This window comes from Nocardia sp. NPDC050697 (assembly GCF_040654395.1).
Taxonomy (GTDB): Bacteria; Actinomycetota; Actinomycetes; order Mycobacteriales; family Mycobacteriaceae; genus Nocardia.
The window spans coordinates 165453-179338 of the sequence record NZ_JBFAHY010000010.1 but is presented as its reverse complement, the minus strand read 5'-3'; the positions used below and the strand labels follow the sequence as shown (position 1 = coordinate 179338).

The 13886-nt window shown below is 69.6% G+C and carries 14 protein-coding genes; 11 read left to right on the top strand and 3 right to left on the bottom strand.

Annotated features, from left to right (window positions below):
* Positions 1–37 precede the first annotated feature (37 nt).
* A complete protein-coding gene (locus tag AB0H71_RS29520) occupies positions 38–367 on the bottom strand; it encodes a hypothetical protein (RefSeq protein WP_357027283.1) in 330 nt (109 codons plus the stop codon).
* Between the two features lie 219 nt (positions 368–586).
* Between AB0H71_RS29520 and AB0H71_RS29515 the strand changes: the two genes are divergently transcribed.
* Both AB0H71_RS29515 and AB0H71_RS29510 read left to right on the top strand, forming a co-directional pair.
* A complete protein-coding gene (locus tag AB0H71_RS29515) occupies positions 587–1951 on the top strand; it encodes a DUF2252 domain-containing protein (RefSeq protein WP_357027281.1) in 1365 nt (454 codons plus the stop codon).
* A gap of 28 nt (positions 1952–1979) precedes the next feature.
* Positions 1980–2633 carry a Uma2 family endonuclease gene (locus AB0H71_RS29510; protein ID WP_357027279.1) on the top strand — a complete coding sequence of 218 codons (654 nt, stop codon included), beginning with the start codon at positions 1980–1982 and terminating at the stop codon, positions 2631–2633.
* Positions 2634–2879: 246 nt separating this feature from the next.
* Here the strand turns inward: AB0H71_RS29510 and AB0H71_RS29505 are convergent, their stop codons facing one another.
* The gene (locus AB0H71_RS29505) at positions 2880–3104 is read right to left on the bottom strand and encodes a hypothetical protein (RefSeq protein ID WP_357027277.1); all 225 of its coding nucleotides are present in this window, start codon (positions 3102–3104) and stop codon (positions 2880–2882) included.
* 320 nt (positions 3105–3424) lie between these two features.
* On the opposite strand from AB0H71_RS29505, the gene AB0H71_RS29500 reads away from it, so the two are divergent.
* The 7 genes from AB0H71_RS29500 to AB0H71_RS29470 all read left to right on the top strand — a co-directional run bounded on the left by AB0H71_RS29500 (position 3425) and on the right by AB0H71_RS29470 (position 10064).
* The gene (locus tag AB0H71_RS29500) at positions 3425–3895 is read left to right on the top strand and encodes a hypothetical protein (RefSeq protein ID WP_357027275.1); all 471 of its coding nucleotides are present in this window, start codon (positions 3425–3427) and stop codon (positions 3893–3895) included.
* Complete coding sequence (locus AB0H71_RS29495) at positions 3861–4148, top strand: hypothetical protein (RefSeq protein WP_357027274.1); 288 nt, start codon at positions 3861–3863, stop codon at positions 4146–4148. The genes AB0H71_RS29500 and AB0H71_RS29495 overlap by 35 nt, the downstream gene beginning before the upstream one ends.
* Positions 4149–4592: 444 nt before the next feature.
* Positions 4593–5681, top strand: a complete 1089-nt coding sequence (locus AB0H71_RS29490; RefSeq protein WP_357027272.1) for an AAA family ATPase — start codon at positions 4593–4595, stop codon at positions 5679–5681.
* Complete coding sequence (locus tag AB0H71_RS29485; RefSeq protein ID WP_357027270.1) at positions 5678–6871, top strand: restriction endonuclease; 1194 nt, start codon at positions 5678–5680, stop codon at positions 6869–6871. Before AB0H71_RS29490 ends, AB0H71_RS29485 begins: the two co-directional genes overlap by 4 nt.
* A gap of 198 nt (positions 6872–7069) precedes the next feature.
* Positions 7070–7276 carry a cold-shock protein gene (locus tag AB0H71_RS29480; protein WP_011210759.1) on the top strand — a complete coding sequence of 69 codons (207 nt, stop codon included), beginning with the start codon at positions 7070–7072 and terminating at the stop codon, positions 7274–7276.
* A gap of 155 nt (positions 7277–7431) precedes the next feature.
* A complete protein-coding gene (gene serA, locus AB0H71_RS29475) occupies positions 7432–9030 on the top strand; it encodes a phosphoglycerate dehydrogenase (protein ID WP_357027268.1) in 1599 nt (532 codons plus the stop codon).
* Positions 9031–9056: 26 nt separating this feature from the next.
* Positions 9057–10064 (top strand): 3-isopropylmalate dehydrogenase, encoded by a 1008-nt coding sequence (locus tag AB0H71_RS29470; RefSeq protein ID WP_357027266.1) that lies wholly within the window; start codon positions 9057–9059, stop codon positions 10062–10064.
* Between the two features lie 202 nt (positions 10065–10266).
* Here AB0H71_RS29470 and AB0H71_RS29465 read toward each other — a convergent pair whose 3' ends face one another.
* Positions 10267–11472: an MFS transporter gene (locus AB0H71_RS29465; RefSeq protein WP_357027264.1), complete on the bottom strand. Its 1206-nt coding sequence runs from the start codon at positions 11470–11472 to the stop codon at positions 10267–10269.
* A gap of 134 nt (positions 11473–11606) precedes the next feature.
* Between AB0H71_RS29465 and AB0H71_RS29460 the strand changes: the two genes are divergently transcribed.
* Positions 11607–12380 carry a fumarylacetoacetate hydrolase family protein gene (locus AB0H71_RS29460; protein WP_357027262.1) on the top strand — a complete coding sequence of 258 codons (774 nt, stop codon included), beginning with the start codon at positions 11607–11609 and terminating at the stop codon, positions 12378–12380.
* 9 nt (positions 12381–12389) lie between these two features.
* A complete protein-coding gene (gene gltX / locus AB0H71_RS29455) occupies positions 12390–13862 on the top strand; it encodes a glutamate--tRNA ligase (RefSeq protein ID WP_357027260.1) in 1473 nt (490 codons plus the stop codon).
* Positions 13863–13886 lie beyond the last annotated feature (24 nt).

Here is a 13886-nt window from a genome sequence, read left to right as displayed (position 1 = left end):
TCGTCCGCGCCGGAGCCCCGCCCCCGGCCGCGGCCGATCAGCTGCTGCCGAACGTGCCGGGCCCGAAATTATTGGCGAACGGCCGCTGCCAGGGGTTGTTCCACGGGTTGTTGTTGTTCCAGGGGTTGTAGTCGCACCGCTCCCACCAGGGAGCGTTCTGGTCCCACCAGTTGCACTGCTGGAAGGGGTTGCGTGCGAACGGGTCGCGCCACGGATCGTTGCGGTGGTGGCGGACTTCGGTGACGACCGGCCCTGCGGCCGAGTCGGCGGCCGCTGGCGCGGCGAGCGCGATCACCGGCGCCGCGGCGAGCGCGCCTGCGACGGCCAGGCGGATCAGCGCCTTGCGGGGTGAGGATGTGGCGAACACGGTGGTTCCTTTCGCTCCGGCGGGGAAGGATTGCTCCTCCCACCCTGCTCCGCCTGCCCCGCAAAAGCCAGGGGTGTTCCCCGCTTCGGGGAGAGTTTCATCCCTTCGTATGAGGTAACCCCGATTGACCGGTACCGGGCGCCGCCGCACCGCGATCAGTGGTAGCCCGCTGTTTGCTCAACCCTTGCGGTGCCGTCTCGACAGGCGGACACTGGCCCGATGACGACATCGGCTGTGCCCACCACGTCCGTGGCCCCGAATGGTCGCTCGGCCCCCAAGCGGCTGCGCCGCCGCGTCCCGCGCTCGGCACTGGGGGAGTGGTCGCCCGCCCCCGGCCGCACCGACCCGATCGCCATTCTCGAGCGCCAGGCCGCCACCCGCGTGCCCGAGCTGGTCCCCATCCGCTATGCCCGCATGGTCAGCGGCATGTTCCCGTTCCTGCGCGGCGCCCCCGCCGTCATGGCCGCCGACCTGTCCGCGAGCGAGCACACCGGCCTCACCGTGCAGCTCTGCGGCGACGCGCACCCCGTCAACTTCGGCCTCTTCGCCTCCCCCGAGCGCGCCCTCGTCTTCGACCTCAACGACTTCGACGAAACCCTCTCCGGCCCCTTCGAGTGGGATGTCAAACGCCTCGTGGCCGGGCTCGCCGTAGCCGCCCGCGCCAACGGCTTCGACGACGCCTGCGCCCTCCGCATCGCCGAAACCGCCGCCGCCGCCTACCGCAACGCCATGCGCGAGTACGCCACCATGGACGGCCTCTCCCTCTGGTACCTGCGCACCGACGCCGAAACCGGCCTGGAGCTCGTCCGCAAACCCGCCCGCCGCCGCGTCGCGCACACCCTCGACGCCGCCCGCGCCCGCACCACCCTGCAAGCCGTCGGCAAACTCACCGAGCCGGGCCCCGACGGCCCCCGCATCCGCCACCGCCCACCCCTGCTCGTCCCCATCGAGCAGATCGACGCCGACGCCGTCACCGCCGTCTTCAGCGCCTACCGCGAATCGCTCCCCGAGGAGCGGCAGGTGCTGCTCGACCGGTACCGGGTGGTGGACGCCGCGCGCAAGGTCGTCGGCGTCGGCAGCGTCGGCACCCGCTGCTTCATCGTCCTGCTCGCCGACCGCGACACCGGCGATCCGCTCTTCCTCCAGGTGAAGGAGGCCGAACAGTCGGTGCTCGCGGAGCACCTGGAGCCGAGCCGGTACGAGCACCAGGGGCACCGGGTGGTGCACGGTCAGCGGGTCATCCAGTCCACCGCGGACATCTTCCTCGGCTGGTGCACCGGCCCCGCCGGGCGGTTCTTCTACTGGCGGCAGTTGCGGGACATGAAGGGGTCGGCGGATGTGGACACCATGACGCCCGGCGTCCTTCGCGCCTACGGCGCTTTGTGCGGCCGCACCCTGGCGCGCGCCCACGCTCGGTCCGGTGATCGGGTTGCGATCGCCGCTTACCTCGGTAGTTCGGATGTGTTCGATCGGGCTATGGGGCGGTTCGCGCTGGCGTACGCGGATCAGACGATCGTTGATCATCAGCGGTTGGTTGATGCGATTGCGTCCGGAGAGGTGGTGGCGGCGGAGAAGGGGTGGTGACCGCTCGCCTCGACTTACGATTGGTGTCATGACCGTGCCGGACACCGAGCGCCCGGACCTCCCCGAGTTCATGACCTGGGAGGAGCTCGAACAACTGCCTGACGAGATCGCCGACCAGATCGAGCTCTGGGAGGGTCGGGTGGTCTGGGTGCGCCGAGGTCCGAGCGAACATCAGCGCTTCACCGTTCGAACGCGGAATGCACTCGAACGCTGCGCCCGTAAGAGCATGGCCGACGATCCGGAAACCTGCTGGCAGGTGGACATCGAGACCAACGTATTCCTCGGCAGCGCAGGCAAATCCGACTTCCTGACCCCCGACTTCCTGGTCTTCCGGTGCCTCGGCTCCTCGTACGAGGACGTCCGCGCAGCTGATACACTGCTGATCGGTGAAGTCCTGTCGCCGTCCAACACCCAGGCCGACATGGAGGCGAAACGGGATCGCTATGCCGGCGCGGGCATTCCCTGGTATTGGGAAGTGACGCTGGCCCGCACGGAAAGCGTCATCGCCACCATTCGTGCCTACGCTCTCGAGACCGGGCACGGTCATCTTCCTGACGGCGTTCGCCCTCTCCGTCCAGCGAGTTACCGTGTCGTCGGGGAGTGGACCGCCGCCGATGAGCACGGTGTCAGTATCGCCTTCCCTTTCCCCATCGACATACCGTGGTCCGAGCTCGCCTACTGAGCGGCAGAGACCGGGCTCTGCGCCTCGACTGTCCGGGTTGAAGACCGCCCCGTTCTGCCAACGAATGTCCGGCGAAGGTCAGAATCCTCGATGATGGCCGCCACGATGCTTCGGTGGGTGCCAGCGGCGACCGCCTGCCCGCGGGCGGCGACCTCTATTCCAACGGCCCCACCGAGGCGACGATCAGTACTGCCAGCGGCAGGCCAACAGCCACGGCCACGCCCACGGTGGTTCAGCCGTCGCCGATCACCGATCACCCCGTGTTCTCGCCAGCCCACGCGGGGTGATCGACCACCGTGCCGAGTACCGCGCGGCCACGATCAGCCCGCGCGACTCCAGCTGCCCGATCGCGCGGCGCGCGCCCCAGCCGGTCAGCTGGGCGTCTCGCTGAATTTGTGCGGCGGTCAGCATCCCGCCCGGCGCGAGCACGGACAGTACGGCCGTCTCCGCCTTCGATGTCCCGAACCCCACAGCCCGACACCCCCTGTCGTTTCGATTGATGAGCACCCGCTCCCGGGCCGTTACCGGGCCTCACGGTCGGCGGGCTTCCGGGCGCCGAACCTGCCCGGTGGCGGGGCCGAAATCGACGCTATGCGTCCGCCCTCAGGTCCGGAATCCCTACGCTGTTAGCTGGTGTTCGCCGCTGAAGCGTGGAGGGGACGCGATGCAATCCGGCAAGGCGCTGCGCACCGCCGGGAGGCGGTGGGTGTCCGGAGATCGTGGCCGCGTACGAGTGTGCCCTCGGGACCGATGTGGGGAGGCTCGCATCGGCCACGGCCAGCCCTCGGCACGTGGACGCCTTGGCGCTGGACGACGTGGCCGACATGCTGGCCGCGACTCGCCGCCTGGAGGATCGTGTGAGCTCGGTGGCCGTCCTGCCCGTGGTGCGCGGCATGGCGGAGATGTCGGAGCAGTTCGCCGGGGAGAGCCGCGAGTCCATCGCGGCCCCCGCTGCCCGGCTCGCGTCCGCAGTCAGCCAATTCCGTGGTTGGCTCGAACACGCCGCGGGTGCCGACCCGGCGGCCCGGCGCAGCTTGCGCACCGCACTGAAGCTCGCCGAGGAGTGTGGCGAACCGGACCGGCTGACCCACGCGCTGAGCTTCCGTGCCTACGTGGAGGCGGAGAGCGCGAACTACGGCGCCGCCGACGCGCTGAGCGCGGCGGCCGTAGCCGTGCCCGGTGACGCACCCCTTGCTCGGCGTCTACGAACGATTCCAACGCGCCCGCATGCTGGCTCTCACCGGGGAGTGCCGTGCCGCTGAAGCGGCGCTGACCGACGCCGACCACGCGCAGGCCGCCGCGGCGGACGAGGCGCCGCCGACGGCGGGTTACTGGTACACGCCGGGTTTCTACGGCCTCCAGCGTGCCCGAGTGCTGCGCACACTCGGACTGACCGAACAGGCATCGGCGGAAGTCGTCGCAGCCGTTGCGGCTCTGCCCGAGGAGCATCGCCGCGCACCGTGGGCGGTCAAGTGGCGGGTCGCGGCCAGCGGCGAAATCGACGTGCCGCACTGAGCGGCCTGTCCGCGTACTCACGCGCTCGACCCCCGATGGGAGTGCGGCCGGTGTCCGGAAGCCTCTTGATCTCTGTCGTTGGTGAATTCAATTGCCCGGCTTCTGATTTCGCCGTGTATCGCAGCGCGGAATGCCTCGGTCGCCGGGTGCGCGCCGACGACGTCTTGCTCGTGGGCGAGATCTTCTCAACTATCTCGTCATCGATGGGTGGACCGTCGCCGACGCGAACGGAATCCGTACCTCCTTTCCCTTCCCGATGGAAATCTCCTGGTCCGAACTCGCGCACTGATCGGAGCACGCCCGTTCATACCGGGTGGATACGCTTGCATCTGCGCACCGGACCGGAGGGAGTGGCAGGCGATGGCCCGTATTCGCAGGATCGTGGAGGGCACGCAGCGGGTGACCGCGCACAAGCCGGAGAACGCGGTCACCTGTCAGTGGCAGGTGATCGACGACGAGAACGGCGAGCCGCTGGTGCACCTCTCGACGTTCGGCTCCGAGGGTCGGCAGTCGAATCCGAAGAGCAGCCAGTCTATTCAACTGAGCCGCGCGGACGCCGTCGAACTCGTGCGCATCTTCAATCGAAAACTGGGGCTCGGCTGGGTGGAGGGCAGCGGGTCCGATCCCGAGGCGGCCGCGCCGGTGGCGGAGAAGTTCGCGCCGGCGACAGCGGAACTGGCGGAGGAATTGCTGATGCCGGTCGAGTGGTTGCAGCGTTGCATCGATCTGCTGCGAGACCGGCCTCAGCTCATCTTCTACGGGCCGCCGGGCACCGGTAAGACGTACCTGGCACGTAAACTCGCCGAGCACCTGTGCGGGGATAGGGTGACCGTGGTGCAGTTCCACCCGACCTACTCCTACGAGGACTTCTTCGAGGGTTTGCGCCCGGCCTCGACCGAAGGCGGCCAGATCACCTACGAACTGCACCACGGCCCCCTGCGGCAGGTCGCCGAGCAAGCGCAGCGGGAACCGGATCGGCTGCACGCGCTCGTCATCGACGAGATCAACCGCGGCAATCTCTCGAAGATCTTCGGCGAGTTGTACTACTTGCTGGAGTACCGGGACGAGACCATCCAGCTCATGTACTCCGGCCAGCGAATGCCCTTCCGACTGCCGGAGAACATCCTCGTGATCGGCACGATGAACCGCGCTGACCGCTCGGTGGCCTCGCTGGACACCGCCATGCGCCGGCGCTTCTCCTTCGTGCACCTGCATCCGAACCGCGAACCGACGAGCGAGCTACTCCGGAAATGGCTCGAGAAGGAGGGCCACTCCGGGGTGATCGCCGAACTCCTGGACGTGCTCAACAGCTCGATCGACGACGACGACTTCAAGCTCGGGCCCTCGTATCTCATGGGGCCGGCCGCGCAGTCCAGGCACAAGATGGAGATCACCTGGCAGACCAGGATCATCCCGCTGCTCGAGGACTACCACCTCAACGAACCCGACGTCGACGTGGACGCGCGCTACGCGCTCTCCGAGATCGAGAGCCGCATGAGCACGACACTCGGTGACTGGGGCGACACCGAGTGAGATCGGTCGACCTGATCGAACACGAGGACATCGAGGTCGACCTCACCCGGCCGCAGTACGAAGCGATTCGAGCCCTCGATTCCATCGCCGTCACGCCCCTGTTCTCCGGTCGGTACCGGCTCGACCCGAGAGGCAAGGTCGGCGCGATCCGGCTCGGGAATCTGCAATTGGTGCTCCATCCCAAGGTGACCGAATTGCGGAGGATTCCATTCCTTCTCGGCTACCACACCGGCGGCGATGTGTGGCGGCCGGAGTTCGTCCGGCTGGAGGCCGTCGCCGGGTTCTCCACCGCGTTCGCCGAGTCCTTCGTGCAGCTCGCTTCCCGGGCGCTCGCCAGCGGGCCGCTGCGGCGGTATCGAACCGAAACGACGGTGTCCGCTATTCCCTCGGGTCGAATGCGCGTCCGGGAACAAGCCACCCGGCAGTTCGGCGTCGCGGTGCCGATCCACATCGAACGCGACGAATACACGGTGGACACGGCGGAGAACCAGATCCTGCTCGCGGCGACGCGGCTGCTGCAGGGCCTTCCCGAACTGCCGGTCGCCACCCTGCGAAAGCTGCGGAAGATCGCGCAATCGCTCCAGGATGTGCGAATTCTGTCGCGCAGCGAACCGCGGCCGCCTCTCGTGCTCGATCGCGCAAACCGGACCTACCACGACGTGCTGCGCCTCTCGCTGGTGATTCTCGACGGCGGCTCGTTCGCGCTCGGCGAAGGGACGCTCACGGTCCGGGCGTTCCTCTTCGACATGTGGCGCATCTATGAGGACTTCGTGACCGGCGCGCTCCGGGCGGCCGTCGCGCCGCGCGGGTTCCGGGTCGCGACGCAGGACCAGCACCTCCTGACGACGAACTCCACGATCCGTTTGCGGCCCGATCTGGTGTGCTACGACGCCGCCGGGACGCCGGTCGCGGTGATCGACGCCAAGTACAAGGTGGAGCAGGGCGGCGGCCGGAATCGAACCTACCCCGAGGCGGACATCTATCAGATGCTGGCCTACTGCTCTGTGCTCGGACTTCGGCAGGGTCACCTCGTCTACGCCAGGGGTCACGAGCCGGAGAGCGTGCACCCGATCCGGAATTGCGGGATAACGATCTATTGCCACGCGCTGGATCTGGCACTTGAACCGGACACCATGATCGAACATATCGACGCACTCGCGGCACGAATCCTGAGAAATTCTCAGGGATGACCCGGACAGCCAGCTTCACATCGGCCGCGCGGGGTCGGTTCCCCGGTCACACACCGGAAAACGCCCTACAAGACGTCACCTTCCTCACACCCCCACCCCTCTTTCCAGGTGGAGGAATCCCCCCACACCTGGCAAGGTGGAGGACGAGACCAGGAGTAGCAACAGAAGTTTCCTGGCTCGTCTACAGGGAAGAATGAAATGGCTCAAGGCATTGTGAAGTGGTTCAACAGCGAGAAGGGCTTCGGCTTCATCGCACAGGACGGCGGGGGCCCCGACGTCTTCGTGCATTACTCGGCTGTGAGCGGCAGCGGCTTCCGCTCCCTCGATGAGGGCCAGCGGGTGGAGTTCGAGATCGGGCAGGGCCAGAAGGGCCCGCAGGCGCAGGACGTGCGCGTCGTCGCCTGATCCTCGATCGGACTTCGCAGCGGCCCCGTACCGGTTTCGGTACGGGGCCGCTGCTGTGTCCGCACCCGGGGGCGAAGGGTGGGCCAACGGGGGCGGACCAGGGGCTACTAAGCTGCTCGGTGGCAACCAACCCCCTTCCCCAGGAGTAACCCACCGTGAGCCAAGCTGGCCGTCCTGTTGTCCTGATCGCCGACAAGCTCGCCCAGTCGACCGTCGACGCGCTCGGTGACGGTGTCGAGGTCCGCTGGGTGGACGGCCCGGACCGTCCGGCCCTGCTGGCCGCGGTGCCGGAGGCCGACGCGCTGCTGGTGCGCTCCGCCACCACCGTCGACGCCGAGGTGCTCGACGCGGGCAAGCGGCTGAAGATCGTGGCGCGGGCCGGGGTCGGGCTGGACAATGTCGAGGTTCCGGCCGCCACCGAGCGCGGCGTCCTGGTGGTGAACGCGCCCACCTCGAACATCCACACCGCGGCCGAGCACGCCGTCACGCTGCTGCTCGCGGCCGCCAGGCAGGTGCCGCAGGCCGATGCGACGCTGCGTGAGCACACCTGGAAGCGCAGCAAGTTCAACGGCGTGGAGATCTTCGGCAAGACGGTCGGCGTGGTCGGGCTGGGCCGGATCGGGCAGCTGTTCGCCGCCCGGCTGGCCGCCTTCGAGACGAAGATCGTGGCGTACGACCCCTACGTGTCGCCGGCCAAGGCGGCGCAGCTCGGCATCGAGCTGCTGCCGCTGGACGAGCTGCTGGAGCGGGCCGACCTGATCTCCGTGCACCTGCCGAAGACGCCGGAGACCAAGGGCATCATCGGCCGCGAGGCGATCGCCAAGACCAAGCCGGGCGTGATCATCGTGAACGCGGCGCGCGGCGGGCTGGTGGACGAGGTGGCGCTGGCCGAGGCCATCCGGTCGGGCCACGTGCGCGCGGCCGGGCTCGACGTCTTCGAGACCGAGCCGTGCACCGACAGCCCGCTCTTCGAGCTGCCGCAGGTCGTGGTGACCCCGCACCTGGGCGCCTCCACCACCGAGGCGCAGGACCGGGCGGGCACCGATGTCGCCAAGTCGGTGCTGCTGGCGCTGGCGGGCGAGTTCGTGCCGGGCGCGGTGAACGTCACCGGCGGCGCGGTCGCCGACGAGGTGGCGCCGTGGCTGGAGATCGTGCGCAAGCAGGGCGCGCTGCTCGGCGGGCTCTCGGACGAGCTGCCGGTGAGCCTGGAGATCCAGGTGCGCGGTGAGCTGGCCGCCCAGGAGGTCGCGGTGCTGCAGCTGGCGGCGCTGCGCGGCATCTTCTCCGCGCTCATCGAGGACCAGGTGACCTTCGTGAACGCGCCCGCGCTCGCCCAGGACCGCGGGATCAGCGCCGAGGTGACCACGGTGTCGGAGAGCCCGAGCCACCGCAGCCTGGTCGACCTGCGCGCGGTGTTCGGCGACGGCCGGACGCTTAACGTCGCCGGCACGCTGACCGAGCCGCAGCAGGTGCAGAAGATCGTCAACATCAACGGGCGCAACTACGACCTGCGCGCCGAGGGGCTGAACCTGGCCGTCCTCAACTACGACGACCGGCCGGGCGCGCTCGGCAAGATCGGCACCCTGCTCGGCGAGGCCGGGATCGACATCCTGGCCGCGCAGCTCACCCAGGACGCGGACAAGGACGGCGCGACGGTGCTGCTGCGCGTCGGCCAGGAGGTCCCGGCCGAGGTGCAGGGCGCCATCGCGGAGGCGGTCGGGGCCACCAAGATCGCGCAGATCGACCTGTCCTGAGCGGCCCGGAAAGCAACGGAGCAACCATGAAGCTTGCTGTCATCCCCGGTGACGGAATCGGCCCCGAGGTCGTCGCCGAGGCGCTCAAGGTGCTGGACACGGTGCTGCCCGGTGTCGAGCGCACCGAGTACGACCTGGGCGCCAAGCGCTACCACGCCACCGGCGAGATCCTGCCGGACTCGGTGCTGCCCGAGCTGAAGCAGCACGACGCCATCCTGCTCGGCGCCATCGGCGACCCGTCGGTGCCGAGCGGCGTCCTGGAGCGCGGGCTGCTGCTGCGCACCCGGTTCGCGCTGGACCACCACGTGAACCTGCGGCCGTCGAAGCTGTACCCGGGGGTGGGCAGCCCGCTGGCCGGGGTGCCGGAGATCGACTTCGTCGTGGTCCGCGAGGGCACCGAGGGGCCGTACACCGGGACCGGCGGCGCCATCCGGGTCGAGACCCCGCACGAGGTGGCGACCGAGGTGAGCACCAATACCCGCTTCGGCATCGAGCGCGTGGTGCGCTACGCCTACGCCAAGGCGCGGGCGCGGCGCAAGCACCTCACGCTGGTGCACAAGACCAATGTGCTCACCTTCGCCGGGTCGCTCTGGCAGCGCACGGTGGCCGGGGTCGGGGCCGAGTTCCCGGACGTCACCACGGCGTACCAGCACATCGACGCCGCCACCATCCACATGGTGAACGACCCGGGCCGCTTCGACGTGATCGTCACCGACAACCTGTTCGGCGACATCATCACCGACCTGGCCGCCGCGGTGAGCGGCGGCATCGGGCTGGCGGCGAGCGGCAATATCGACGCCTCCGGCGCCAACCCCAGCATGTTCGAGCCGGTGCACGGGAGTGCGCCGGATATCGCCGGGCAGAGTAAGGCGGATCCGACCGCCGCCATTCTCTCGGTCGCGCTGCTGCTCACGCACCTCGGGCACACCGAGCAGGCGGGGCGGATCGAGGCGGCGGTGGCGAAGGATCTGGCGGGGCGCTCCGGTTCGGCCTCGACCGTCGAGGTCGGGGATCGGATCGCTGCCGCGGTCTAGGGTTTCACGGCTGGTGCCCCGCCCGGGTTCGGGTGGGGCACCGGTTGTTTTCGCGGGGCTCCGCCCCGCAACCCCGGTCGCCCCGCGGCGGGGCGACGTCGCGGGGTTTCGGTCCGGCGGGCCGGGACCCACCCGGCCGGGACCCACCGGGCCGGGACCCACCGGGCCGGGACCCACCGGGCCGGGCCGGGCTCGTAGACCCTCAGGGCGTGGAGGCGACCGGGCGAGGCCGGTCGCGGGGGACCAGGGGGACCGCGACCGTGGCGATGACGGCGGCGGCGATGAAGACCGCGGGGAAGCCGGCGGCGTCGATGACGGCGCCGAAGACCGGCGGCACCGCCGCCATGGCCAGGTTCTGGCCGGTGTTCTGTACCCCGAGCCCGCGCCCGCTCCAGTACGGCCCGGCGATCTCGGCGACCGCGGTGAAGGCCAACCCGTTGTCCGACACGGTGATCACCGACGCCGCGACGAGCAGCGGGATCGCCACCCACCACCACTCGGTCCAGGCGGCCAGCGCCAGCGCGGCCATCGAGACGACGGCGGCGATCGCCACCGTGCGCAGCGGCCCGAGCCTGCTGCCCACCCGATCCGACCAGGCGCCCGCGCCGATCCGGCCGAAGGCACCGAGCACCTGGGTGACGGTCACCAGCAGCCCCGCCGCCGGCACCGACCAGCCCGCGTCCCGGTGCAGCCAGAGCAGCGCGAAGGTCCACAGCGTGCCCTGCGGCACCACCAGCAGCACCGAGGTGGCGTGCACCCGCCACAGCGTGCCGTCGCCGCGGTAGGGGTTGGCGAGCAGCCCCGGATCGGCCGCCGAGCGCTGCGGCCGCGGCGGATCGATGATGCCGAGCGCGCACGCCACCGCCGCCAGCGCGGCCATGACCGCGGGGACGAGCACCGCCGCGGGCACCCCGTGCTGCGCCGCCACCGCGGGAATCGCCAGCGCGCCGATCCCGACCCCGAGCGGCTGCGCGGTCTGCCTGATCCCCATGGCCAGCCCGCGCCGGTGCGGCGGGAACCAGCCGACGATCACCCGCCCGCTCGCGCCGTTGGTGCTCGCCGCGCCCGCCCCGCCCAGGAAGAGCAAGGCGCCGAGCGCGATCGGGTGCGCGGTGAGCGCGGCGGCACCGCCGGCAGCCGCGGTGATCAGCGGCCCGGCGACGAGCACCTTGCGCTCACCGATCCGATCCACCACCCAGCCCCAGGCGATCAGCGTGCAGACCAGCCCGACGGTGGGCATGGCGACCAGCAGCCCCGCGGTGGGCAGCGCCATCCCGCCGTCGGTGAGCGCGGGGAGCAGGAACGGCACGCCGTGGATGAAGACCGCGCTCGAAGCCTGTGCGAACACCCCGAGCCCGAGCATGGCCCAGCGCCGCCGTTCGCCGACCGCCGCCGTCACCGCCACCATGACTACCTCGCATTCCCATATATCGGGATTCATATCTCATAAACTGAACGCGAGCCTCACGGTACACCGCGCCGGAGCGGACCGCTCGGTCGGGCGTGTTCGAGCAGGTGGCGCCGGGTCGATAGACTGCGGCCATGCGCCTAGGTCGAGTAGCCAGTCCCGACGGAGTCGCCTTCGCCCGTATCGAGGGCGAGGGATCCGAGAGTGTCGCCAGGGAGATCGCCGAGCACCCGTTCGGCAGCCCGACCTACACCGGCCGGAGCTGGCCGGTCGCCGACGTGCGGCTGCTGGCGCCGATCCTGGCGAGCAAGGTGGTGTGCGTGGGCAAGAACTACGCCGCGCACGCCGCGGAGATGGGCGGCGAGGCGCCGGAGTCGCCGGTCATCTTCCTCAAGCCGAACACCGCGATCGTCGGCCCGAACGCCCCGATCATCTTGCCGCCCAGCTCTTCCCGGGTGGACTACGAGGGCGAGCTGGCGGTGGTGATCGGCCGCCCGTGCAAGGACGTGCCGGCCGCCAAGGCGCGCGACGTGATCCTCGGCTACACCGTCGCCAACGATGTCACCGCGCGCGATCAGCAGCAGGCGGACGGGCAGTGGACCAGGGGCAAGGGGTACGACACCTTCTGCCCGCTCGGGCCCTGGATCGAGACCGAGCTGGACCCGGGCGATCTGGAGCTCGTCACCGAGCTCGACGGCGAGGTGCGCCAGCGCAGCCGCACATCGCTGCTGCTGCACGACATTCCGACGCTGATCGAGTTCGTCAGTACCGTGATGACGCTGCTCCCCGGCGATGTGCTGCTCACCGGCACCCCCGAGGGCGTCGGCCCGGTGCAGGCGGGCCAGAACGTCTCGGTGACCGTCGAGGGGATCGGTACGCTGACCAATCCCGTTGCCACCAAACGCTGAAAGAGAGCCATGACCGAAGTTCGGGTCCGCTTCTGCCCGTCGCCCACCGGGACCCCGCACGTGGGGTTGGTGCGCACCGCGCTGTTCAACTGGGCGTTCGCCCGGCACCACGGCGGCACCTTCGTCTTCCGGATCGAGGACACCGACGCGGCCCGCGACACCGAGGATTCGTACCGCGCGATCCTGGACGCGCTGCGCTGGCTCGGCCTCACCTGGGACGAGGGCCCCGAGGTCGGCGGGCCCTACGAGCCGTACCGCCAATCCCTGCGCCGGGGGCTGCATCTGGACGTCGTGCAGAGGTTGCTGGCGGCCGGTGAGGCATACGAATCCTTCTCCACGCCGGACGAAGTCGAGGCTCGGCACCGGGCCGCTGGGCGCGATCCGAAGCTCGGTTACGACAATCTCGACCGGGATCTCACGGCTGAGCAGATCGCCGCCTACAAGGCCGAGGGGCGGCCCGCGGTGGTCCGGCTGCGGATGCCGGACGAGGATCTCGGCTGGCACGATCTGGTGCGCGGCGAGACCGTCTTCAAGGCCGGGACGGTGCCCGATTTCGCGCTCACCCGCGGGTCCGGCGATCCGCTGTACACGCTGGTCAACCCGGTCGACGACGCGCTCATGCGGATCACCCACGTGCTGCGCGGCGAGGACCTGCTCTCCTCCACCCCGCGGCAGCTCGCGCTCTATGCCGCGCTGCGCCGGATCGGGGTCGCCGAGTTCACCCCCGAGTTCGGTCACCTGCCCTTCGTGATGGGGCCGGGCAACAAGAAGTTGTCGAAGCGGGATCCGGAGTCCAACCTGTTCGCCCACCGCGATCGCGGCTTTGTTCCCGAAGGTTTGCTGAATTACCTCGCGCTGCTCGGTTGGGGCCTCGCCGACGACCGCGACGTGTTCTCCATGACGGAGATGGTCGAGGCGTTCGACATTTCCTCGGTGAATTCCAACCCGGCCCGTTTCGACCAGAAGAAGGCCGACGCGATCAACGCGGAACACGTCCGTTTGCTGGAAGCCGGAGATTTCGCCCACCGGCTCCGGGAGTTCCTGACCGGGCAGGGCCGGATCGGCGCGGAAATCGACGAGAAGGTCTTCGCGGCGGCCGCCGAGTTGGTACAGACCCGGATCGTGGTTCTGGACGACGCGTGGGGGCTGCTGCGATTCCTCTTCGCCCCGGCCGGCGAGTTCACGATCGACCCCGCGGCGGGCGCGAAGAATCTCGGCGAACCCGCCGAGCCGGTACTGCGGGCCGCGCTCGCGGCGCTCGAGGCGCTGCCGGAATGGAGCACCGCCGCGATCGAGGAGGCGCTGCGCGTCGCATTGATCGAAGAACTGGAGTTGAAACCGAGGAAGGCATTCGCGCCGGTGCGGGTGGCGATCACCGGGTCGCACATCAGCCCGCCGCTGTACGAGTCGATGGAGCTGCTCGGGCGGGAACTCTCGCTGGCCCGGCTGCGGGTTGCGCTGGAATGGCGCCCCGAGGCGTAAAACAGGGCCCTGACCAGGCGATTT

Bases quoted from the DNA above. Each gene is read 5' to 3' on its own strand.
- AB0H71_RS29515 (WP_357027281.1), top strand. From the start codon at position 587: ATGACGACATCGGCTGTGCCCACCACGTCCGTGGCCCCGAATGGTCGC.
- AB0H71_RS29510 (WP_357027279.1), top strand. From the start codon at position 1,980: ATGACCGTGCCGGACACCGAGCGCCCGGACCTCCCCGAGTTCATGACC.
- AB0H71_RS29495 (WP_357027274.1), top strand. From the start codon at position 3,861: ATGCTGGCTCTCACCGGGGAGTGCCGTGCCGCTGAAGCGGCGCTGACC.
- AB0H71_RS29480 (WP_011210759.1), top strand. From the start codon at position 7,070: ATGGCTCAAGGCATTGTGAAGTGGTTCAACAGCGAGAAGGGCTTCGGC.
- AB0H71_RS29470 (WP_357027266.1), top strand. From the start codon at position 9,057: ATGAAGCTTGCTGTCATCCCCGGTGACGGAATCGGCCCCGAGGTCGTC.
- AB0H71_RS29465 (WP_357027264.1), bottom strand. From the start codon at position 11,472: ATGGTGGCGGTGACGGCGGCGGTCGGCGAACGGCGGCGCTGGGCCATG.
- AB0H71_RS29460 (WP_357027262.1), top strand. From the start codon at position 11,607: ATGCGCCTAGGTCGAGTAGCCAGTCCCGACGGAGTCGCCTTCGCCCGT.
- gltX (WP_357027260.1), top strand. From the start codon at position 12,390: ATGACCGAAGTTCGGGTCCGCTTCTGCCCGTCGCCCACCGGGACCCCG.